22 protein-coding genes and 1 riboswitch are annotated in these 23,244 nt (G+C 43.1%); of the genes, 7 read left to right on the forward strand and 15 right to left on the reverse strand.

Annotated elements, in window-relative coordinates; genetic code table 11:
- Positions 1-288: 288 nt before the first annotated feature.
- Both rho and PYW33_RS12535 read left to right on the forward strand, forming a co-directional pair.
- Positions 289-1,557, forward strand: coding sequence for a transcription termination factor Rho (gene rho / locus PYW33_RS12530; RefSeq protein ID WP_004278267.1), 1,269 nt, complete (start codon positions 289-291; stop codon positions 1,555-1,557).
- A 401-nt stretch (positions 1,558-1,958) separates the two neighbouring features.
- On the forward strand, positions 1,959-2,246 hold the full coding sequence (locus PYW33_RS12535) for a hypothetical protein (protein WP_004647530.1): 288 nt from the start codon (positions 1,959-1,961) through the stop codon (positions 2,244-2,246).
- Between the two features lie 107 nt (positions 2,247-2,353).
- Here the strand turns inward: PYW33_RS12535 and PYW33_RS12540 are convergent, their stop codons facing one another.
- The 3 genes from PYW33_RS12540 to pheS form a co-directional block, all read right to left on the reverse strand.
- On the reverse strand, positions 2,354-2,650 hold the full coding sequence (locus PYW33_RS12540; protein ID WP_004278269.1) for an integration host factor subunit alpha: 297 nt from the start codon (positions 2,648-2,650) through the stop codon (positions 2,354-2,356).
- Complete coding sequence (gene pheT, locus PYW33_RS12545) at positions 2,647-5,028, reverse strand: phenylalanine--tRNA ligase subunit beta (protein WP_004647529.1); 2,382 nt, start codon at positions 5,026-5,028, stop codon at positions 2,647-2,649. The genes PYW33_RS12540 and pheT overlap by 4 nt, the downstream gene beginning before the upstream one ends.
- 134 nt (positions 5,029-5,162) lie before the next feature.
- Positions 5,163-6,143, reverse strand: a complete 981-nt coding sequence (pheS, locus tag PYW33_RS12550) for a phenylalanine--tRNA ligase subunit alpha (RefSeq protein ID WP_004278272.1) — start codon at positions 6,141-6,143, stop codon at positions 5,163-5,165.
- Positions 6,144-6,302: 159 nt separating this feature from the next.
- Here pheS and PYW33_RS12555 point away from each other — a divergent pair, with 159 nt between their 5' ends.
- Positions 6,303-7,328 (forward strand): hypothetical protein, encoded by a 1,026-nt coding sequence (locus PYW33_RS12555; RefSeq protein ID WP_004647528.1) that lies wholly within the window; start codon positions 6,303-6,305, stop codon positions 7,326-7,328.
- A gap of 360 nt (positions 7,329-7,688) precedes the next feature.
- Here the strand turns inward: PYW33_RS12555 and PYW33_RS12560 are convergent, their stop codons facing one another.
- The 6 genes from PYW33_RS12560 to PYW33_RS12585 form a co-directional block, all read right to left on the reverse strand.
- Positions 7,689-8,171 (reverse strand): GNAT family N-acetyltransferase, encoded by a 483-nt coding sequence (locus PYW33_RS12560; RefSeq protein WP_004647526.1) that lies wholly within the window; start codon positions 8,169-8,171, stop codon positions 7,689-7,691.
- 156 nt (positions 8,172-8,327) lie between these two features.
- A complete protein-coding gene (rplT, locus tag PYW33_RS12565) occupies positions 8,328-8,687 on the reverse strand; it encodes a 50S ribosomal protein L20 (RefSeq protein WP_004647525.1) in 360 nt (119 codons plus the stop codon).
- 11 nt (positions 8,688-8,698) lie between these two features.
- Positions 8,699-8,893, reverse strand: a complete 195-nt coding sequence (gene rpmI, locus PYW33_RS12570) for a 50S ribosomal protein L35 (RefSeq protein WP_004278281.1) — start codon at positions 8,891-8,893, stop codon at positions 8,699-8,701.
- 186 nt (positions 8,894-9,079) lie between these two features.
- Positions 9,080-9,502 (reverse strand): YqaA family protein, encoded by a 423-nt coding sequence (locus tag PYW33_RS12575; protein ID WP_004647524.1) that lies wholly within the window; start codon positions 9,500-9,502, stop codon positions 9,080-9,082.
- 7 nt (positions 9,503-9,509) lie between these two features.
- Positions 9,510-9,800: a hypothetical protein gene (locus PYW33_RS12580; RefSeq protein ID WP_004647523.1), complete on the reverse strand. Its 291-nt coding sequence runs from the start codon at positions 9,798-9,800 to the stop codon at positions 9,510-9,512.
- A gap of 74 nt (positions 9,801-9,874) precedes the next feature.
- Positions 9,875-10,495 carry a glutathione S-transferase family protein gene (locus PYW33_RS12585; RefSeq protein WP_004647522.1) on the reverse strand — a complete coding sequence of 207 codons (621 nt, stop codon included), beginning with the start codon at positions 10,493-10,495 and terminating at the stop codon, positions 9,875-9,877.
- A 282-nt stretch (positions 10,496-10,777) separates the two neighbouring features.
- Between PYW33_RS12585 and PYW33_RS12590 the strand changes: the two genes are divergently transcribed.
- Both PYW33_RS12590 and PYW33_RS12595 read left to right on the forward strand, forming a co-directional pair.
- Complete coding sequence (locus tag PYW33_RS12590; RefSeq protein WP_004647520.1) at positions 10,778-11,233, forward strand: Hsp20 family protein; 456 nt, start codon at positions 10,778-10,780, stop codon at positions 11,231-11,233.
- 104 nt (positions 11,234-11,337) lie between these two features.
- Positions 11,338-11,889: a hypothetical protein gene (locus tag PYW33_RS12595; RefSeq protein ID WP_004647519.1), complete on the forward strand. Its 552-nt coding sequence runs from the start codon at positions 11,338-11,340 to the stop codon at positions 11,887-11,889.
- Between the two features lie 43 nt (positions 11,890-11,932).
- On the opposite strand, the gene infC is transcribed toward PYW33_RS12595, so the two are convergent.
- The 4 genes from infC to PYW33_RS12615 all read right to left on the reverse strand — a co-directional run bounded on the left by infC (position 11,933) and on the right by PYW33_RS12615 (position 17,106).
- A complete protein-coding gene (infC, locus tag PYW33_RS12600; protein WP_064094722.1) occupies positions 11,933-12,484 on the reverse strand; it encodes a translation initiation factor IF-3 in 552 nt (183 codons plus the stop codon).
- Between the two features lie 5 nt (positions 12,485-12,489).
- Positions 12,490-14,412: a threonine--tRNA ligase gene (gene thrS, locus PYW33_RS12605; RefSeq protein ID WP_004647517.1), complete on the reverse strand. Its 1,923-nt coding sequence runs from the start codon at positions 14,410-14,412 to the stop codon at positions 12,490-12,492.
- A 227-nt stretch (positions 14,413-14,639) separates the two neighbouring features.
- On the reverse strand, positions 14,640-15,809 hold the full coding sequence (locus tag PYW33_RS12610) for an alanine racemase (protein ID WP_004647516.1): 1,170 nt from the start codon (positions 15,807-15,809) through the stop codon (positions 14,640-14,642).
- 10 nt (positions 15,810-15,819) lie between these two features.
- Positions 15,820-17,106: a D-arabinono-1,4-lactone oxidase gene (locus PYW33_RS12615; RefSeq protein ID WP_004647515.1), complete on the reverse strand. Its 1,287-nt coding sequence runs from the start codon at positions 17,104-17,106 to the stop codon at positions 15,820-15,822.
- Positions 17,107-17,339: 233 nt separating this feature from the next.
- Here PYW33_RS12615 and PYW33_RS12620 point away from each other — a divergent pair, with 233 nt between their 5' ends.
- A complete protein-coding gene (locus PYW33_RS12620) occupies positions 17,340-18,980 on the forward strand; it encodes an acyl-CoA synthetase (RefSeq protein ID WP_004647514.1) in 1,641 nt (546 codons plus the stop codon).
- Positions 18,981-19,106: 126 nt separating this feature from the next.
- Here PYW33_RS12620 and trpB read toward each other — a convergent pair whose 3' ends face one another.
- Both trpB and PYW33_RS12630 read right to left on the reverse strand, forming a co-directional pair.
- On the reverse strand, positions 19,107-20,351 hold the full coding sequence (trpB, locus tag PYW33_RS12625) for a tryptophan synthase subunit beta (protein ID WP_004647513.1): 1,245 nt from the start codon (positions 20,349-20,351) through the stop codon (positions 19,107-19,109).
- On the reverse strand, positions 20,332-20,976 hold the full coding sequence (locus PYW33_RS12630) for a phosphoribosylanthranilate isomerase (protein WP_004647511.1): 645 nt from the start codon (positions 20,974-20,976) through the stop codon (positions 20,332-20,334). The genes trpB and PYW33_RS12630 overlap by 20 nt, the downstream gene beginning before the upstream one ends.
- Before the next feature lie 144 nt (positions 20,977-21,120).
- Positions 21,121-21,331: riboswitch (cobalamin riboswitch) on the forward strand.
- A gap of 38 nt (positions 21,332-21,369) precedes the next feature.
- Here PYW33_RS12630 and PYW33_RS12635 point away from each other — a divergent pair.
- Entirely contained in the window at positions 21,370-23,241 is a 1,872-nt protein-coding gene (locus tag PYW33_RS12635) for a TonB-dependent receptor plug domain-containing protein (RefSeq protein ID WP_004647510.1), read from the forward strand.
- The last annotated feature ends 3 nt before the right edge of the window (positions 23,242-23,244 follow it).

The raw sequence follows: 23,244 nt of genomic DNA on the forward strand, positions 1-23,244 counted from the left end.
GCTCGCGTATTTTTTTCGGCTATAAATTGACAAACCTGGCATTATCTCTTATATTCGCTACTCAAGAGATAAAGGATCCTAAATCCTGTCAATTTCTTACAAGACACATTACATAAGATGCCGCTCGGCAATAGAAATTGTTTTCCACATTTTTCTTTGAAACACTCAAACAGATCTCTGAATTGTTCTTTTGCAAATTCAATTGCTTTCGTTTGAATGCTGGTATGCGGCCGAATGTTACTCCCTTTCTAACCTGTACCTCAGAACTTTGATTCTATCTGACCACCTATGAATTTAACCGAACTCAAGAAAAAACCGATTGGCGAACTCATCAAGATTGCCGAGTTTATGGGCCTCGAAGGTATGGCTCGTAACCGTAAGCAAGACATTATTTTTGCCATTTTAAAACGTCATGCAATGAATGGCGAAGAGATTTTTGGTGATGGCGTTCTAGAAATTTTGTCAGATGGTTTTGGCTTTTTACGCTCAGCCGCAGGTTCTTATTTAGCAGGTCCTGACGATATCTATGTCAGCCCTTCTCAAATTCGTCGTTTTAACCTCCGTACTGGCGACACCATTACTGGCACCATTCGCCCACCGAAAGAAGGCGAACGTTATTTTGCTTTACTTAAAGTCAATCAAATTAACTACGACACACCTGAAAATTCACGCAACAAGATTTTGTTTGAAAACTTGACACCATTATTCCCGACTGAACAGTTGGTGATGGAGTTAGGCAATGGTACCACTGAAGATTTAACCACCCGTGTGATCGACCTAGTGGCCCCGATTGGTAAAGGCCAGCGTTCAATTATTGTGGCTCCGCCGAAAGCGGGTAAAACCATGCTGCTGCAAAGCATTGCACAGTCCATCGTTCGCAATAATCCTGAAGTTATTCTGATCGTTCTTCTGATTGATGAACGTCCAGAGGAAGTGACTGAGATGGAACGTACGGTTCGCGGTGAAGTCGTGGCGTCTACCTTTGATGAATCTCCTGCACGTCACGTTCAAGTTGCTGAAATGGTGATTGAAAAAGCAAAACGTCTGGTTGAACACAAGAAAGATGTAGTGATTTTGCTTGACTCGATTACCCGTCTGGCACGTGCTTATAACACTGTGATTCCTTCATCAGGCAAAGTACTGACTGGTGGTGTAGATGCGCATGCCTTAGAACGTCCTAAACGTTTCTTCGGTGCTGCACGTAATATCGAAGAAGGCGGTTCACTGACCATCATTTCTACTGCCCTGATTGAAACTGGTAGTAAAATGGATGAAGTGATTTACGAAGAATTCAAAGGTACAGGTAACCAGGAAATTACCCTTGATCGTCGTATTGCTGAAAAACGCGTATTCCCTGCGATGAACATCAAGAAATCTGGTACTCGCCGTGAAGAACGCCTGATGTCGGAAGACAATCTGCGTAAAGTCTGGATTCTGCGCAAGCTGTTGCATACTCAAGATGAGTTGGCGGCAATGGAATTCTTACTGGATCGCATGAAAGAAACCAAAACCAATGATGATTTCTTTGATCAGATGAAACGCAAAGCTTCAAATTAAAATTTCAAATGAAAGGTCACCTAAGCGGTGGCCTTTTTTAGGTTGACATAAATTACAGAATGAAACAATCAAGCCTGATTTATGTAAACTTATTTTTAAGTTTTTGATTAATAAAATATTCAGATTAAAAATTGTATAACTTTTAAGTGTTTAATAAGCCTTTCTCCAATCTAAATGTTTCATTCCATTGTTATTTTCTGTTAAAAACTTCTTATTTTTTATCGTTTTTCCGTACTTTTTTGATCATTGCCAGTAGCAATTAAAAATGCGCAGTGATAGCATATTTGCAGACCAGTTAGACTGCTCCTGCGTTGTTAGTCCCTAACACAATTAGGAACAATAAAAGCACTTAACAGACTAACTTTGGTTTTTTTTAATCTCAATTTTTAGAGAGTGATGCCATGTTATTCAAAAAAATCGCTATTGCTGCTGCAGTTGCTACTACTCTAGCTTTCGTTGGTTGTGCTAAAAAAGCTGACGACGCTGCTGCTGACGCTAACCAAGCTGCATCTGAAGCTGTAGAAGCTGCTTCTGAAGCTGAAGCTGCTGCTGACGCTGCTGCTGTAGAAGCTACTTCTGAAGTTGCTGCTTCTGAAACTGCTGCTGTTGCTGAAGCTGACGCTGCTGCTGCTGTTGCTGTTGACGCTGCTGCTGATGCTACTGCTGCTTCTGAAGCTGCTGCTCAATAATCTTCTAGATTATTCAGTACAAAAAAAGAGAGCCATTGGCTCTCTTTTTTTTATTTTAAACACTGAAATTCAAATAATCTGTGACTTCAGGTTTTAAAAAAAGCAGATCAGTTGACCTGCTCATTTCCCACACGTTGACGGAACTTCTGTCCCGCACGGAAGGTGACCACGCGGCGTGCAGAAATCGGAATCTCTTCACCCGTTTTCGGGTTACGGCCCGGACGTTGACGCTTATCACGCAACTCGAAATTACCAAAACCCGAAAGTTTTACTTGCTCGCCTGAGATGAGCGCCTGGCTAATCTCATCGAAGAACAACTCAACCATTTGTTTTGCTTCACGACGGTTTAAACTCGTGAGCTCACTTAAATGATCAGCCATTTCTGCTTTAGTTAGTGCTGTCATGAAGCCCTCAATGTCGCTTGGTAAGTGTTTTCTAACACTTGAAGGATATTATCCATACCTGATTTAATTTCAGCATCTTCCAGTGTACGGCTTGGATGCTGCCAGAGAAGTGCAAATGCCAGTGAGCGTTTCCCTTCTTCTACTCCTTGTCCAGTGTACACATCGAACAACCAAGTTGAGTCTAAAAGCTCTCCGCCTGTTTTTTCGATAAGTCCCTGAATTTCGCTAACATTAATCTTATCACTAATTAAAAGCGCAATATCACGTCGAACCGATGGAAAACGTGATAATTCTGTAAAATTAGATACATAAGTTTGCAAAACAGCCGTTTGATCCAATTCTGCTACCCATGTGGTTGCCAGATCAAGTTCGTCTTCAAGTGAAGGATGTAAACGGCCAAAGTAACCAATTGATTGACCATTCACGAGAATCTCTGCGGATTGTCCTGGATGCAACCAGCTACGCTCTGAACGGACATATTCCACTTTGACACGACCAGCAGCCAGAATTTCCTCTATATCGCCCTTAAAGTCAAAGAAGTCCATTGGCTGTGCCTTGCCATGCCAAGACTCAGGGGTACGCGAACCCGTTGCAATCAAGGCAAAAGTTGGAATCTGTTTTAAATCATGGATGCTGCTGGCTTCTTGATAGTCAAAACGCAGACCGAGCTCAAAGAAACGTACCCGACTTTGCTGACGATTGATATTGTATTGAACACAAGGAATCAGGCTAGATAGCAAGGTTGAACGCATCACCGCCAAATCACTTGAAATTGGATTGGCTAATGCTAATGGATTCACACTGGAATTAAGTTGCTTTTCAAGTTTTAGGTCTGCGAAGCTAAAGCTGATCGCTTCTTGGTAACCTAAAGTTACGGCAGTTTGACGGAGTTGACCCAATTCAAATTGATCTTGGTATTTCGCCAATTTCACATCAATCACAGGCAGGCTGATTTGAATATTGTCATAACCGTGAATACGCGCCACTTCTTCGATCAAGTCCTGGTAAATCATCATATCATAACGATGTGATGGCGGCACTACGGACCACTCACCTTCTGCTTTCACAGTTACATCACAACCCAGACGGCTTAAGGCATCGGTAATAAAATCTGAATCAACGCTATAACCTAGCAGTTGATCGACTTGTGCTTGATTCAACTCAATTGCGTCGCGTGTTGGCAATAATGCTGCATTTTCGGCAACTGTAATTGGTCCAAACTCACCGCCCGCAAGTTCCGCAATCAATTGTGATGCGCGGTGCATAGCGATCAATGGCAATTCAAAATCGACACCACGTTCATAACGCTGAGAAGCATCAGTATGCAGGCCAAAGCTACGTGCACGACCGGCAATATGCAGTGGTGCGAAGAATGCTGATTCCAGGAAAATTTCAGTGGTTGCATCGCTGACTGCTGAAGACAAGCCACCCATAATACCGGCAATGGCCAATGCTTTTTCATCATCTGCAATCACCATCACTTTTTCGTTGAGTTCAACTTCTTGTTCATTGAGCAAAACTAACTTTTCAGCTTCCGCCGCTTGACGTACATGTACCGCGCCTTGCACTTTACCGCCATCAAATGCGTGTAGCGGTTGACCCAGCTCCATCAGCACATAGTTGGTAATATCTACTAAGATACTATGCTGACGGATACCTGAACGTGCCAATGCTCGCTCCATCCATACAGGAGTCACAGCTTTGGTATTGACGTTCTTGATGACACGACCCAAGTAGCGTGGGCAGCCTTCAGTCGACACAACGACTCTCTTTTCGTCGCTAATAGTCGCAGCTACTTCTTTAATATCAGGGGCAGTCACTGGCAATTGGTTGATCACACCAATTTCACGCGCGATCCCGCGAATACTGAAGCAGTCCCCACGGTTAGGCGTAATGCTGATGTCAATCACATTGTCATCAAGATCCAGATATTCACGAATGTTCATACCTACTGGTGCATCTGCAGGCAGCTCTAAAAGACCGTCGATTTTATCTTCCAGATCGATTTCTGAAGCGCCGCACAGCATACCTTGTGACTCGATACCACGTAGCTTGCCTTTCTTGATTTTGAAATCGCCTGGAAGTACTGCACCAATGGTCGCAACCGGTGCTTTCATGCCGGCACGTACATTTGGCGCACCACATACAATTTGTAGTGGCTCACCAGAACCGATATTGACAGTGGTCACACGCAAGCGATCTGCATCAGGATGTTGTTCTACTGTCAGGACTTCCCCCACCACCACACCAGTAAAGGGTTTGGCTGCAGGTGCAAGCTCATCCACTTCCAGACCCAACATGGTCAATTGATCAGAAAGTTTTTCGCTATCGATGGCTGGGTTGACCCATGTGCGTAGCCAATTTTCGCTAATTTTCATTGATATAAAACCTGTAATTCAAATCTCTAGAATCCCCCTCTGCTCCCCATTTTCCAAAGGGGAGAACTCCATCTATTTCACGGAGTCCCTCTTCTTTTTAAAAGAAGAGGTTAGGAGAGGATTATTAAAAAGTTTTAAGCAAACTGGCGTAAGAAACGCACATCATTTTGAAAGAACATACGTAAGTCATTCACGCCATAACGCAGCATTGCAAAACGTTCAACACCCAGACCAAAAGCAAAGCCTTTGTATTTTTCAGGATCAATGCCTGCAGCTTGCAGCACATTCGGATGTACCATACCGCAGCCCAATACTTCTAACCAGCGACCGCGTTCATCCATAATATCCACTTCCGCACTCGGCTCGGTGAACGGAAAATAAGATGGACGGAAACGTACTTTCAAATCTTTTTCAAAGAATTCGTTCAGCAGGTTAATCAGCAAGCCTTTCAGTTCCGCGAAGCTAGTATTTTCAGCCACGTATAAACCTTCAATCTGATGGAACATCGGCGAGTGGGTTTGATCCGAATCACAACGGTAAACACGGCCCGGACACACGATCTGGATGGGTGGCTGCTGGGTTTCCATGGTACGAATCTGCACACCAGACGTATGGGTACGCAGCAAATGGTTCACATCGAAATAGAAAGTATCGTGCATGGCACGCGCCGGGTGATGACCCGGAATGTTCAGTGCTTCAAAGTTGTGGTAGTCATCTTCAACTTCAGGACCTGTTGCAACCGTAAAACCTGCCTTGGTAAAGAACTGGCAAATACGCTCTTGCACCTGGGTCACTGGATGGATACTGCCCACCTGCTGGCCACGACCTGGTAAAGTAATATCAATGGTTTCGCTTGCCAGTTTTTGTTCTAAGGCAGCTTTATGCAGTTCTGCCTGACGTGATGTCAATGCAGCGGTAATGGTTTCACGTACAGCATGGATTTGTGCGCCGAAGACTTTACGTTCTTCAGGATCCATTTTACCAAGCGACTTAGATTGTTCCGCGAGCTGGCTTTTTTTCCCCGTAAATTGCACTCGTACTTGATCAAGTGCAGCAAGGTCTTGAGCTGCTGCAATCGCAGCGAGCGCTTCAGTGGTCAGGGCTTCCAGTGACATAGTAACTCTCAAAGCAACAGGTTAAAAAATATTTTAAAAACCCCACATTCTAACAGTTTTTAGACACTTTGATGAAGATGCGTTTTAAGGAAAATTAGATTGGCATGATTAAATATAAAAAGTATAAGATAAACACAATATCAATCAGATCAAATCACTATGGCACTCGATCAAATTTGGAAACAGCAACTGACCCTGGTCACTTACGGCAATGAGTATTTGACTCAGGACCTGAGTTTCAATCGTTGGATTCAACATTCCATTTTTAATCAGCATCAGTTTGCCTTTCGGGATCTGATGTCACAACATCTGTTGGCTCAGCATTTTCAGATCTGGCTGGAAGGTCTGAAAAAACAAGGCGTGCGTCGCCTTAGCTTGCATCGCTCTGATTTACTGGTTGATGAAAAAAATCCGAATGCCAATGTCGAGCTACTGCCACTGGCACATTTTATTGTCAGTCATGGTGCCAAAGCCAAAACCGCCTGGATCATTGGCAAAGAACTCCCTGAATGGTACAGCGCAGACAATGATTACGAAGCGCCTAAATCACAGCAATCTCCTTTACGCCATGAAACATTCTGGTGTTATGAGCTGAATCCTAAACTGGCCAAGCGCATTGATGTCGATCTGGAAGCCCCAAACTGGGATGATATTCAGGCCTATACCGATCATGAACTGTTTGAAAGTAGCCTTGCCCAAGATTTTACTGAACCGGCGTATACCAATTTGCCTTATTACGGCACCATGCCTGCCATTCAGGTCGATAGCGAAAGTCATTTGGCCTTAATTCCCACTGACTATTCAGCGGATTATGCTCACCAGACTTTGTACCGCCTAGATGCCTTAAATGACTTTATTCAAACGAAAATCCAGCATCCCTATCGTGCAGATGGTGAAGTACTCAGCCCGGAACAGCAACTCAATCTGCGACATTTTTCGCAAAAAATTGATGATTTAAGTGCTAAATTCATCAGCAAAGTCGCCAACCACTATAAAACTGCACAGCTAACACCTAAAGTTGCACCTGACCCATTTGTCGGTATGAGTACTGAAGATCGTTCACCAAAAATTTCTAAAGCAGAAAAACCTCAGGACCCAGGCAAATCCAGTTCGTCTGCAAATGTGCTGACCTTAATTGTAATCACTGTGATTATCTGTCTGATTGGCTACTATTTCGGGCTTTAAAGTTCCGCCAGAAAAGTTTGAATTTTCCTAGCAGAATTCAGCCGAATCCATTAGATATGTTGATACTCAGGCGCAGCCATCAGCTTGAAATAATGCTGACGATTTTTGCGATGGGTTTTTATCATCCAACCTATGATGGAATTAAGGTCAAGCAGCTGCCTGAAAATTTCAGCATTGTCGGAATGAGCCAAAGCTGTTATTTGCTGATCGCCCGGAAATGCTCTTTTAATTGACCGATGGATATATTGAGATAAAAGGATAAATCAGCCATACAATGTAAGGGCTGATTTATTTTCCATCGTCTTCTTCCAGGTTTTAGATTTTTCTACGTTGAGCCAGCTTGCCCAGAGTATTCAAAAATTAAATGTCCCACTGATAACATAAGTCTTTAAGATTCTCGCCGAGATCGCTGGCATCTTCTTCACTGATAAAATAGGCGCCGGTCTTTTCATAAAAATAACGACTGGAATTCAGGTTCAATACGCTGCATTGCATATGCTGGTAGGATTTTTCTCGACTTAAACCCAGACCCAATTGAACCAAATCACGTCCAATGCCGCGACCTTGAATATTTTGAAGCAAATAAAGTGCTCTCAATTCACTGATTGGTGCATCTACCGGAAAATTAAAAGCAGCAAAACCCAAAACTTGAGCATTTTCTTCATAGACAAATACCCGTCGATTCTCCTGTTCAAGCACAGAACGCCACAAAGCGGCTCTTTGTTCTACACTCAACTTATCGAGAATCTCTGGTTTAATGATATTTTGATAGCTTTCATGCCAGCTTTGTACATGCACTTGGGCAATCGGCAAGACATCGTGTTGGGTGGCAAGTCGAATCATTATTTTTAAGCCTTGTTTTTTAATTATTCAATTTCACAATGACTAAAAAATATAAGATTTACAATACTGATTTTTAAATAATATTTAAAATGACTACTTTTATTTAAGCATAAAAAAAGACCACCAAATGGCGGTCTTTTTTCAAGTCATAAAGACTTATGCAGCCAATGCATCTTTAGCTTTAGAAGCTAAAGCAGCAAACGCAACTGCGTCATGCATAGCGATGTCAGCAAGTACGCGACGGTCGATAATCACTTGAGCTTTTTTCAAGCCAGCGATCATACGGCTGTACGACAAACCATTTTGACGAGCACCAGCGTTGATACGTGCAATCCACAAAGCGCGGAATTGACGTTTCTTCTGACGACGGTCACGGTAAGCATATTGACCAGCTTTGATTACCGCCTGGAACGCTACGCGGTAAACGCGTGAACGAGCACCATAGTAACCTTTAGCGCGAGCAAGAATTTTTTTGTGACGGCGATGAGCCTGTACACCACGTTTTACACGAGCCATTTATAATCTCCTTAGATGTACGGGCACATACGACGAACTGAAGCAACGTCACTTACGTGAACCATTACACAGCCGCGCAATTGACGAATACGCTTAGCAGATTTTTTGGTCAAAATGTGGCGTTTGAACGCTTGTTTACGCTTAAAACCGTTAGCAGTCGCTTTAAAGCGTTTAGCTGCACCACGGCGAGTTTTCATCTTAGGCATAACAACCTCTTTTGAACACCTGTTCGGCTCGTTTGCACCATTACAAAACGACCTGCAGGTAAGGGAGCGAGTATTCTAAAGCATCTTTGTTTAAAACAAAAGCATCTTCACCCAATAAGCGAATTTAAAGAATGATTTCGCTCTGAAAATAGTATGCAAGACTGGATCAGGAAAATAGCTTCAGGCTTAGAACACGGCAAAGGCTGCATAGACAAATAGATAACGTCCAATTTTGGCGACGCTGACGATGAGCAAAAAACGGGCGAAGTTTTCTTTTAGCAGTCCCGCAATCAGGGTAATCGGATCACCAATGATAGGCACCCAGCTCAGCAATAAAGACCAGTAACCATATTTCTGATAGGTCGCTTGCGCTTTAAGCATCTTGTCTTTTGAAACTGGAAACCATTTTTTATTTTTATAATGCTCAATCTTGAGGCCCAGATACCAGTTGACGCAGGACCCCAGAATATTGCCCAGACTGGCCACGGCAATTAACAGCACTACATGCTGCTTGTTCTGTACTAAAAGCCCCAGTAACACAGCTTCAGACTGTAAAGGCAATAAGGTCGCTGCACCCAAGGCCGACAGAAATAGTAAAAACAGGCTCATTACAGCATTAACGGCTCAAGCCCATTTTTTTCTTGGCTTTACTGTATTCCCAACTGGACCAAACAACTGCTGTCACCATCGCCATGATCCGCGCCCACTTATACTGCTCATTGAGCGGTGCAATTGCAGCACGTAAAATCTGCTGATCTTTGGTATTTAGGGCAGCGATTACCTGATCGATATGCACAATTTCAGCAACATACAGCACTAAACATGCAGCAATGCCGAAAAGAATGCTCCAGTAAATCCGGGTATTACTTTCAACAATCTTGGTAAAGTTCAGAAGAAAATCGTTCATATATCCATCCAATAAAAAACCACCGTAAGGGTGGCTTTATTTGCTTAAGGCTATTTTAGCATAAAGGCTGCAGCTTAACTGACCTGTATCGCCAGCGCTTTCTGAACCGCAGGACGAGCATTCAAGCGATCAATATATTTGGAAACTTCAGGATAATCTTCCAGATTAATCTGCTGCCAGTCATGCCGTAATAACCACGGAAATATCGCCATATCTGCAATCGAATATTCGCCGGCAACATAATTTTGCCCGACCAGTTGTTTATTCAACACGCCATACAAACGTTTGCTTTCATTGACATAACGATCTGTGGCATAAGCAATCCGCTCAGGTGCAAAACGGCTAAAGTGATGATTTTGTCCGAGCATTGGTCCCAGACCGCCCATCTGCCACATCAGCCACTGTTCAACCTGAATACGCTTCACTTCATCATCTGGATAAAACAGACCTGTTTTTCGACCCAGATATTGCAAAATCGCACCTGACTCAAAAATTGAAATGGCGCGGCCATTTGGCCCATCCTGATCAACAATTGCCGGGATTTTATTATTGGGAGAAATAGCCAGAAAATCGGACTGAAACTGGTCATTTTCCAGAATATTGATGGGAATAATTTGATATTCCAGCCTCATTTCTTCTAGAGCAATACTAATTTTATGGCCGTTGGGGGTGCCCCAATAATATAAATCGATCATTTTTTTTAATACTCCCTGCACCTTTGCTGTGCGATGATGTACTCAACATAGAGGATTTAGAAAGAAACAACAAGCCTGCATTTAAAAATTATTTTTCAATAAATATCAAAATCTTATTAAAAATTTATATAATTTTTTATTTTTGATCTTGAAAATTTCAGCCCCAAACACATATTTATTTCTGCATAAGGATTGCGTCAATCTTATGCCCTGTCGATGTCTCACATGACAGATCTTATTTTCTTGTTTTTATAACTTTGCTTAAGTGAGAAGGTTCTAATCATGAGTAACTTAAATCTTCATCCATTATTTCGTCGTAGCATCGGTTTCGATCGTCTGAATGACTTTATTGACTATGCCATGCAAAGCGATGCACCGAATTATCCACCGTATAATATCGAAAAGCATGGTGAGAATAATTACCGCATCGTGGTGGCAACTGCGGGTTTTCGTCAGGAAGAACTCGACATTCGTCTGGAAAATAAGTTGCTGACCATCTTAGGCAAGCCTGAAAATCAAAACAATGACAGTATTGAATTCCTGCACAAAGGCATTGCACGACGTGCATTTAAATTGTCTTTACGTCTGGATGAATATATTGAGGTCCAGCAGGCAGATTATGAAAATGGTTTATTGATCATCGACTTGCAACGCATTATTCCAGAAGAAAAATTGCCGCGTCAAATCCCGATTGGCAATAAACTGCTTATTGCAAACGATGAAAAATCAGTGGAATAAGCTTGATTAAGTACGCAAAGGAAGGTCCGCAAGGGCCTTTCTTTTTGGCTACAGATTACCTAAGCTCATGGAGGCAATACGCTTTCTGATCATAAAAATAAACCATGACTGCGCCAGAAAACATCCTGTTTCATCAAGCTAGCCCGATCATGCGCACTACGGGATATTTGCTGTTTTGTTATCCGATCGGAATATTCAGCATTTTTTATTTCAGCAGTGTGCGTAGCAATTCCAGTTTTTTCCAAGGACTATTATTTTTATGGCAGGAGTCTCCTGACTTTTATATTTATATTGGCGGCTTTCTTGGTCTTTCGCTGTTTATGCTGGGAACCAAACTGAAAATAACCTCACACGCTATTTATTATACTTTGGCTGGTTTCCGCATCAGCCTGTGCTTAAAACGGCATTCGGTACAGTATAGTTTTCTAAATCCGCGCTATGCTTCTCTCAAAGCACATCTCAAATGCTGGCTCTATAACATGCCAGCGCATATCATCAGTCAACGCGATGGTACTTTGGATTTTAAATTGTGCCAGCCTGGTCTGATGAATCAAATTTGCCTCGGGTTTTTTCGGATTCAGCTATCGATGTTTTCCCGCCAGCAAGCTCAACAGATTATGCAGGCCATGCAAAGTGCCTGGAATTTTAAAGCATAAAAAAAGCCCTGCATATGCAGGGCTTTTTTCGCTTAATGAGTGCTTACTTTTTCTTTTTAGGACCAAGTAGCATACCCATTTGACGACCTTCCATTTTCGGCATCTGCTCAACAGTACCGAATTCAGCCACGTCAGCTTCAATTTTTTGCAATTGAGCTAGACCCAACTGTTGGTGCGCCATTTCACGACCACGGAAACGAAGCGTGATTTTCACCTTGTTACCTTCTTCAAGGAACTTGATGATTGCACGTAGTTTTACGTTGTAATCACCAACATCAGTACCCGGGCGTAGCTTGATTTCTTTCACCTGGACTTGATGTTGTTTTTTCTTCGCTTCTTTCTGCTTTTGCTTAAGATCAAACAAATGCTTGTTGAAGTCCATGATCTTACATACAGGTGGCTCAGCATTTGCTACGATCTCTACAAGATCAAGTTCAACACTTTCTGCTGCACGTAGGGCTTCAGCTAAGCTTACAATCCCTTTTTGCTCACCATTTTCGTCTACAAGACGGACTTCTTTCGCACGAATTTCATCATTCAAGGCAGGACGGTTTGATTTGTTACCGCCCTGTTGATTACGGTCAGGCTGTTTAATCGCTGTTACTCCACAATGTACCGGCCGCGTTCGGCTACGGCTGTTTTTACTAGGTCAACGAAAGCATCGATTGACATAGTACCCAAATTTTTTCCTGAGCGGGTACGCACGTTTACTGTACCTTCCTCTACTTCACGGTCCCCAAGTACCAGTAAGTATGGAATACGCTCTAATGTACGTTCACGAATCTTAAAGCCGATTTTCTCATTTCTCAAGTCAGAAATTGCACGGATACCGTTTTCTTTAAGTTTTGCGACGACTGACTCACAGGCTTCTGCTTGTGAATCGGTAATATTCATCACACAGGCTTGTACTGGTGCCAGCCAAGGTGGCATGAAGCCCGCATAGTGTTCAATCAGTATACCAATAAAACGCTCGAAACTACCAAGAATTGCACGGTGCAACATCACAGGCTGGTCACGATCGTTGTCTTCAGTTACATAAGATGCATCCAGACGTTCTGGCAAGTTGAAGTCACACTGAATGGTACCACACTGCCAGACACGGCCTAAGCAGTCTTTTAATGAGAATTCGATCTTCGGGCCGTAAAATGCACCTTCACCCGGTTGAAGCTCCCACTCAAGACCCGCTGCATCTAAAGCATCAGCCAAAGATTTTTCAGCCATATCCCAAAGCGCATCATCACCTACACGTTTTTCAGGACGTGTCGACAACTTCATTTGTACTTCTTCAAAGCCGAAATCTTTGTATACATCTAGTGTCAATTTGATAAAGTCTGCAACTTCAGGGCCAATCTGCTCTTTGGTACAGAAGATATGCGCATCATCCTGAGTAAAGCCACGAACACGCATAATGCCGTGTAATGAACCCGATGGCTCGTTACGATGACATGAACCGAACTCTGCCAAACGAATTGGAAGATCACGATAAGATTTCAAACCCTGGTTGAACACCTGCACGTGACATGGGCAGTTCATTGGCTTCACCGCATAGTTACGGCTTTCCGAATGTGTGGTGAACATGTTGTCTGCATAGTTCGCCGCATGGCCCGATTTTTCCCACAAGCTAAAGTCTACGATTTGTGGTGTTTTAATCTCTAGATAACCATTGTCCTGCTGGACTTTACGCATGTACTGTTCAAGGACTTGGTAAATGGTCCAGCCATTTGGATGCCAGAACACCATACCCGGTGCTTCTTCCTGCATGTGGAACAGATCAAGCGCTTTACCGATTTTACGGTGATCGCGTTTTTCCGCTTCTTCAATACGCTTGATATAAGCCGCAAGCTGTTTCTTGTCTGCCCAAGCAGTACCGTAGATACGCTGTAACTGCTCGTTCTTCGCATCACCGCGCCAGTACGCACCTGACATCTTGGTGAGTTTGAACGATTTCAAGAATTTGGTGTTTGGTACGTGTGGACCACGACACATATCCACATATTCCTGATGATAGTAAAGACCCATCTGGGTCTCATCTGGCATATCTTCAATCAGACGTAGTTTGTAATCTTCGCCGCGCTCAGTAAATACTTTGATGACTTCGTCGCGTGGCGTCATTTTTTTGATGACATCGTAGTCCTGATCGATGAGCTTTTTCATGCGCTCTTCAATCGCAGCCATATCATCTGGGGTAAATGGTTTTGCATTAAAAATGTCGTAATAGAAACCATCTTCAATGACAGGACCAATCACCATCTTCGCTTCTGGGAACAGCTGTTTAACCGCATGACCCACCAAGTGCGCACATGAGTGACGAATAATTTCGACGCCTTCATCATCTTTAGGCGTGATAATCTGTAAAGTTGCGTCTTCGGTAATTAAATCGCATGCATCAACCAGACGGCCATTTACACGTCCAGCGACTGTATTTTTTGCAAGACCAGGACCGATGCTTTGAGCAACTTCCATCACAGATACGGCATGATCAAACTGTTTTTGATCGCCATTTGGCAAAGTGATAATTGGCATAAGAAAATCCTTAAGGAGTGATGCCCCGTACCATGGAGCATATCACCGCGAGATTATGATCGAGGGAAAACCTCAAAAGATAAAAACGGTGGATAAATAAAAATCGATTCGAATTTTACACGGCTTGGCCGCATGATTAAACCTTTTCCCCAATAAAAATAAGATTTATCACCAAAACCATATCTGATTTAAAAAAACTTAAGCTCATTTTTTAGTTCAGAATTTTATTATTCCCGAAAAGTGTCCCATGCCATAAATTTTCTCTTGCTGTAGCTATAAAGCTGGGCAAATTGCGGAATGACAGCTTCACTTTGTGTCGGTCTCAAAAAGACATAATCATCCACTTGTAGCCCGCAGTATTTAGGCACCAAAACCATTTCCTGATTACTGCTGCGACCATACAACATATGCGGTCGACTTTTTTCAGGGTAAATATAATCTGCTCGCCAATAGCCCCCGTAAATAAATACGGCTTTATATTGATGTGGAAGATGATTTAGTAATTCCAAACCGGGAATCTGGCTACAAGGCAACACTTTTAAAATGGGTGCGGCAATCCATAAAGCACAGCTTAAAGCAGACAAATTTTCCAGATCAAAATCACTGGGCTTAAGCAGCATCGAGCCAAAGGCCAGATCATTACAGACACTTTGCTGGCAATGCTGCATAAAGGTCGGACTGCCCCCGCCGTTAAAACACAGACCTTCATGCCATAAATTGGGAAATTGCTGCTGAATCATCGTTTTGTATTGTTGATAAATCTGCTGTGATTGCTGATAACTTTTTTCTGGGCTTTTCAAAATTTTTGGCAGTTTGGCGACATGTGCATCATAGCCCATTAGACCCGAAAGTTTGAGATAAGCCGCGTTGTGCTGAATCAATTTGAGCAAAGCTATAAATTGCTGCTGCGTTTGTACGCCGCCACGATGCAGTCCCACATCAATTTCAATATTTACGTTCAGGCAGATGTTCAGGTTTTGAGCGAGTTGCAGATATTGCTGCAGACGTTCTATATCATCGATCAGCCATTGAATATTGCTTTGGTCATTTAGTGCCTGCTGATCAGGGAAATTTTGATAAAAGCGCTGTACCGCATGGATCGGCAACGGTTTACCCAGCAAGATATCTACCTGTTCAAATGCGCTGATAATTTCTAAAAGATGGGGTAAATGAAACAGCATAAAGCGCTGGGTATTCAGCTTTTCACTGGCCAGTTTGAGTAGCTGAATGCTGGCTAAGGACTTCACCACCAGACGCGGTTTTAACTTCGGAGGCAATTTTGACTGTACATAGTCCAAATTACGTTGATAGGTTTTTAAATCTAAAATCAGTTGCGGTGTGCCAGTTCCCTGCTGTTTTAAGTCTTGTGTCAGTTGCTGAAAATAATTCGATTGCATCACCCAAGCCTCAGTTTCCAGATAAAAATAATTGTTTTAGGTAGGGATTCAGCCATTTTTGCTGTGGATCCAGTTGCTGACGTAATCTTATAAAATCATCCCATTTCGGGTAGAGATCACGTAGCGAAGCAGCGCTCATGCTATGCAACTTGCCCCAATGCGGTCGCCCCTGATATTTCTGTAAAATCGGCTCGACCAGATCAAAGATCGCGTGATAATCCTGTTTATAAAACTGATGGATGGAAATGGAAACTGAATCACGCTGATAAAAAGGACTCAGCCAGATATCATCCCCTTTGATATAACGGAACTCGATCGGAAAGAACATCGGTACCGGATGTTTGCGTAAAACATGCAGAATCTCGTCCAGACACTGCAAGCCTTGCTCAACTGGAATCTGATACTCCATTTCATTAAATTTGGTATTGCGTGGAGTCGGGAAAATTTGATTTGACCAATCCACATAGCAAGTCGGTTTTACAAATACGCTCAGCAGTTTTTGCAGATAGGGATTTGTCTTTGGGAAGAATCGTGTCAATTCAGAACATAGGGTTAATAAAGCATCTTCCGAAGGCCAGGTGTCCTGTCTGGACTGAATTGCGTCATCAGTTTCATTCAAGGTTTTCAACATCACCTGATCGGCATGCAGAAAAGCCCAAAATTCGATATGCCGGTGCCGATGCTTCCATTGATCAATATGCGCGAATACGTCTTTTAATGAACACAGCCGAATCTGTTCTTTTAATTTATATCGTGGTCGATTTTGCAGAGTAATTTGGGTCAATATACCCAAGCTGCCCAATGCTACCCGTCCAGCCTGAAATATCTCGGTATTTTGCTGACGATCACATTGCAACAGCTCGCCATCTGCGGTCAGTAATTCAAAGCCTTCCACAAAAGCGGATATGCAAGGTAAATCGATGCCCGTGCCATGCGTTCCAGTCGAAATCGCTCCGGCCAGAATTTGTTGGTCTATATCACCCTGATTGATTAAGGCCTGATTGATCGGTGTCAGATCTTTCCCCAAATCATATAAACGCGTACCGGCGTACACGGTGCACTGTGTTTTCTCTTGATCAAAGGCAACCATACCTTTGAACTGATCGAGATTAAGCAACACCTCATCTGTCTTGGCCAAGGGGCTAAAGGAATGTCCTGCACCCACTGCACGAATGTGTGCATGGGTCTTCACTAAACTTTGTAATTCACTGATCTGGCTGGGCTGAACAATCCGAGCAGTACTGAACTGGCTCCCTGACCAATTTCGCCAAATTTTATCCGCCTGTTGTATTTTCATTATTATTCTCTGGCTCATATTATTTTAATGATTCAACTAGAGTAAAATACCTAAAAAATCAAACTTGGGAACCCATGCGTTCAGAACATTTAAGTAGGGTTAAATATTTTTATTAATATTCAAATACTTAAAATTTGTAAAATCGTACTCGACTAAAGCATAAATGCAAGATTTCTGAGAAATACATATCTTTTCAACAGGATATGAAAATAAATATAGAACGGAGTTTTACAATGGTTAGCGCATATGATGAATTACCGCGTACCCCCGCGAATTTTGTAGCATTATCACCTTTACGCTATCTTGATCGTGCAGCTTATATCTATCCAAATCAGAACGCGATTATTCATGGTAAGCGCCGGATCACCTGGCGTGAGAAATACAACCGTTGTCGTCAGTTTGCCAACCAACTCCAAAATTTAGGCATCGGTAAAAATGATACCGTGTCTGTCCTGCTGCCTAACGTCCCTGCCATGATCGAAGCGCATTTTGCTGTGCCGATGGCAGGCGCAGTCCTCAACACCTTAAATACCCGCCTGGATGCCAAGACACTTGCCTTTATGCTGGAGCATGCCGAAAGCAAAGTATTATTGGTTGATCCTGAATTTACTGCACTTGCCACTGAAGCGCTTGCCCTGATATCACAAGACATCTATGTGATTGATGTGGCCGATGAAGAGTTTGAAGGTGAAGACAAGCGTATTGGCCAAATCGAATATGAAGACTGGATTGCGCAAGGCGATGCAAACTTTGAATGGCATTTACCTCAAGATGAATGGGATGCTATCAGCTTAAGTTATACCTCCGGTACCACTGGCAATCCGAAAGGCGTGGTCTATCATCATCGCGGTGCCTACATTAACGCAGCCAGTAATATTATTGCCTGTGGCATGACACCACGTGCCACCTATTTATGGACACTACCGCTATTCCACTGTAATGGCTGGTGCTTTGCCTGGACCATGGCGGCCAACGGCGGAACCAACGTTTGCTTGCGTAAAGTCGATGCTGAACTGATCTTTAAACTGATTGCTGAACATAAAGTCGATTACTTCTGTGGTGCACCGATTGTCCTGTCGATGTTGATCAACATGCCTGAAGAGAAAAAGACCAAGCTTGAGCACCGTGTCGAGGTCATGGTTGCTGGTGCTGCACCTCCTGCAGCAATCATTGAAGGCATGCGAAATATCGGTATTAACGTGACGCATGTTTACGGCTTGACAGAAACCTATGGTCCTTCTGCACTCTGCGCATCTCAAGCGGGCTGGAGTGATTTATCCATTCAGGAACAGGCGCAGTTGCACTCCCGTCAAGGCGTACCATATCCATTACAAGATGGCATGAAAGTGCTTGATCCCGATACCATGCAGGAAGTTCCACACGATGGCCAGACCATGGGCGAAATCATGTTCCGTGGCAATATCGTGATGAAAGGTTATCTGAAAAATCCTGAGGCGACAGCAGAAGCCTTTGCTGGTGGATGGTTCCATACGGGAGATCTGGCTGTATGCCAACCGGATGGTTATGCCAAAATTACCGACCGTTCCAAAGATGTGATTATTTCTGGCGGAGAAAATATTTCATCGCTTGAAGTCGAGGAAGTGCTGTATCAACATCCGGCGGTGCTGACTGCGGCGGTAGTCGCCAAACCTGATCCACGCTGGCAGGAAGTTCCTTGTGCTTTTATTGAACTCAAAGAAGGTACCCAGGCCACAGAAGAAGAAATTATGGAATTCTGCCGTGAACATCTGGCCCGTTTTAAAGTGCCTAAGGATGTGGTGATTACCGAAATTCCAAAAACCTCGACCGGAAAATTACAGAAATTTGTTTTACGTGAGTGGGCCAAAGAACGTGCGCAAGGTGAGTTCTCTTAACCGCATACAAGTATATTTTTTTCAAAATCTACTCAATAAAAAATCGTGCTAAGAAAACTTAGCACGATTTTTATTTGAAATAACCTCCCCCAAACCCTCTCCTATAAGGAGAGGACTTTAAGGAACTTACATCTCTACCATTTCCACGCCATCAATACGGGCAACGGTCATCAAGTCCTTATCACCACGACCTGAAACCGTCGCAAGAATAATTTGATCCTTGTCCATGGTCGGTGCAAGTTTGGTCACGTATGCCATGGCGTGTGCGCTTTCCAACGCCGGAATAATACCTTCAATCTTGGTCAAGTCGCGGAAACCTTGTAGCGCTTCTTGGTCATTAATTGGTACGTATTTAACACGATCCATATCTTTCAGGAAGCTATGTTCCGGACCCACACCCGGATAATCCAGACCTGCAGAAATTGAATGGGTTTCGATAATCTGACCTTGTGCATCCGACATTAAATAAGTACGGTTGCCATGCAGTACACCGACATGACCGGCATTCAACGGCGCAGAGTGCTTGCCTGATTCAATCCCATGACCTGCTGCTTCAACACCATACATTTTCACATCTTGGTCATTCAGGAATGGATAGAACAAGCCCATGGCATTGGATCCACCACCGACACATGCCACTAGGGCATCTGGTAAACGGCCAGCCTGTTCCAGAATCTGACGGCGTGCTTCACGACCAATGATCGACTGGAAATCACGAACCAGTTGCGGATATGGATGTGGACCTGCCACGGTACCAATGACGTAGTAGGTTGAATCAACATTGGTCACCCAATCACGCATGGCTTCGTTCATGGCATCTTTTAATGTTTTGGAGCCACTTTCTACCGGCACAACCGTCGCACCTAATAAACGCATACGGTAGACGTTCATCGCCTGACGTTTTACATCGTCTGCGCCCATGAATACTACGCATTCAAGACCTAAACGTGCTGCGATGGTGGCCGTCGCCACACCGTGCTGGCCTGCCCCTGTTTCGGCAATAATACGTTTCTTGCCGGAAAGCTTCGCCAGTAAGGCCTGACCGATTGTATTATTTACTTTGTGCGAACCGGTATGGTTCAGGTCTTCACGTTTCAGGTAAATCTGTGCGCCACCCAACTCTTTCGACCATCGTTCAGCATGATATAAAGGACTCGGACGACCGACGTAAAACGCCATGTCACGGTCAAATTCTGCCAAAAACTGCGCATCATCTTTCATACGGAAATAGAGCTTTTCCAAGTCTTCTAAAGCCGCCATGAGTGTTTCTGACACAAAACGTCCGCCATGAATACCGAAATGCCCGCGTTCATCCGGGAATTGGGTATAGTCAACTGCCTGACTGTTCTGGCTAGTACTTTGCTGATCCACGATGGACTCCTTGCATAAAGCGTTCTATGAGTTGTTGGTCTTTAATACCTTTTGCGGACTCGACACCGCCACTCACATCCACGGCATAGGCCTGTGTGGTGAGAATTGCCTGTTCGATATTGTCAGGATTTAAACCGCCTGCCAAGACCAAGGGAAGATTGAGTTTGGGAAATGTATCCCAATCGAAGCTGTGCCCTGTGCCGCCTTTCAGGTCAGGATGCCATGCGTCTAATAGTACTGCACTTGCGCCTGCATCTTGATAACGCTGAATTTCTGCAACCACATCCAGATCAGGTTGCACCCGAATGGCTTTATACCAGCGGCGTCCGACCTGCTGGGCGATGGCCTGACATTGTTCAGGTGTTTCATCGCCATGAAATTGCAAAATATCGAGCGGAACGGTTTTAAGAATATGCTGAATTTCATCTGCGCGACTATTTACAAATAAACCTACGGCCTGCACATAAGCCGGAACCGCCCGGATCAGGATTTCAGCCTGCTCTAAAGTAACATGTCGTGGACTCGGTGGATAAAACACAAACCCTATCGCATCACAGCCAGCATTGACTACGGCATGTACATCTTCAACTCGGGTGATTCCACAAATTTTGGCACGGGTTCGCATATTATGTTGGCTCTAGATCTACCAATGTATTGAACAATCTATAAGATTGGGGCAAATCATTGTAATGCAATTTTTCTGACTTGCGTAAAGTTCATCTGGATTATTCTCTATGCAGATTGTGTATAACTCATATTGACTTTATACTGCGCTCACTTTGCAGCAAATCCAAGCCTTCAGGCTTTAGGGAAGCTGGTGTAAATCCAGCACTGCCCCCGCAACGGTAAAAAATGAAACGTCTATCAATTTAAACTCTTCGGTTTACACCACTGCATCTTGATGTGGGAAGGTGGATATACAGCAAAGTCGCTGCTTTGCACATTTAAGTCCGGAAACCTGCTTGCTGTGTTCTATAACTCAATCATTCACGGGGAAGTGAATGTATGGAGCTTTAACATGTCACTTCATTGTCAACCTACTGCCTTAGTAGGTGCGATCGCACTTGCGTTGGGTTTTACTTCATCTGTCCATGCCGCCGAGCAAAAAGTTGCAAAAGCATCTTTAGATACCATTGTGGTGACTGCCACACGTTCTGAAGAAAAGATAGAAAATGTGCCTGCGCGGATTTCAGTGATTGATGAAAAAACCATTCAACAATCTCCTATTGCAGATTTAGGTTCTCTACTGAATAGAGAAGCATCTATTAACATTGTGCAATCAGGTGGTATTGGTCAAACGACATCTGCGTTCCTTCGTGGTACAGATTCAAAGCACCTTCTATTTTTAAAAGATGGCGTCAGTTTAAATACCGCTCTAGATGGTGGCTCTAATATTCCTTATATAGATTTAAGCGATATTGAACGTATTGAAGTCTTAAGAGGTCCTGCATCCGTTCAGTATGGTACAGATGCGATTGGTGGTGTCATCAATGTGATTTCGGCTACACCTAAGAAAACAGGTATCTCATTGACCAATGAGATAGGTGAAAATCATACCTATAAATCTATTGTTGGCGCAGATTTTGTAGATCAGTCAGGTTTATACGCTCAAATTAAAGCTCAGCGCCTTGAAAGCGGTGGAACTCCCGTTACAAATAAAGCAAAAGAAGATGCAGGATACGATCAAAAAGGTTACAGCGCAAAATTGGGTCTCGACCAAGAGAAATACAGCGCCAGCCTAAGTTTTAGTAAAAATGAGGGAACAAATGTCTATTATGGTGGTTCTCAAGACTTTCTTAACCAAGTTTTTATCACAAAAGCAAGTACAACGCTTACAGAAAACCTTGCACTAAATGCGCAATATGCAAATTTCAAAGATGAATTACTTGGATCTAGAAGCAGCTATATGTTCAATACTGAACGTGATGAAGCTGATCTTAACCTTAATTTGAAGATTTCAGAAAGTCAAAAAGTCATCTTAGGTGCAGCATTAAATCAAGCCAATATCGAGAGCTATGCTATTCAAGGACAAAAGCAAGATTTAGATAGTATCGGATACTATGTTCAACATAATTACGATTCCAATCAGCTACATACCCAAGCTGGTTTACGCTTAGAAGATCATGACCAATTTGGTAGCCATGTAGTCGGTCAAATTGCAGGTCGATATAACCTTACTGATACAACGAGTATTTACAGCAATATCGGTACAGGCTTTAAAGCACCAACTGGGAATCAATTATTCTATTCTGATAGTAGTGAGTGGAAAGGAACTACGTACATCACTAATGGTAATCCCAATTTAAAACCCGAAGAAAGTATTTCTTACGAAATCGGGATAGATCAAATATTAACGGATCATTTCAGTACATCTTTATCCTTATATCAAACTAAAGTTAAAAACCTAATTTCGCCTGATTATAGTTGGGACGATCTGACAAATACGTCAACAACAGACTTCATTAACACAGCCAAAGCAAAAATGACTGGTGGTGAATTCGGTCTAAAATGGCAAAAAGATGATTTATTTATGAGTACTGAATACGCTTATGTCAAAACTCAAGATGAACAAACAGGTTTAGAACTTATTCGTCGTCCCCGCCAATCGCTTTCAACAACGATTGGATTAGAAAATAATGTATATGGTTTGAGTGCGACATTAACTGCGAAATCCACATCTAAAATTTCTGCTTCAAAAAACTCGAAAGAACTGCCTGGCTATGCCACGGTTGATCTGAATGCGTATTGGAATCTCAATCCGCATCTTAAAGTCTTTACAAATATTCAGAATATCGGTGACAACAAGTTTAAGACTGCATCTTATGGTGGTGATGAATTCTATATCAACGGTGGCCGTCTCGCTTCTGCAGGCATCACCTTTAAATACTAAGCC

The organism is Acinetobacter lwoffii (assembly GCF_029024105.1).
GTDB classification, from domain to species: domain Bacteria; phylum Pseudomonadota; class Gammaproteobacteria; order Pseudomonadales; family Moraxellaceae; genus Acinetobacter; species Acinetobacter lwoffii.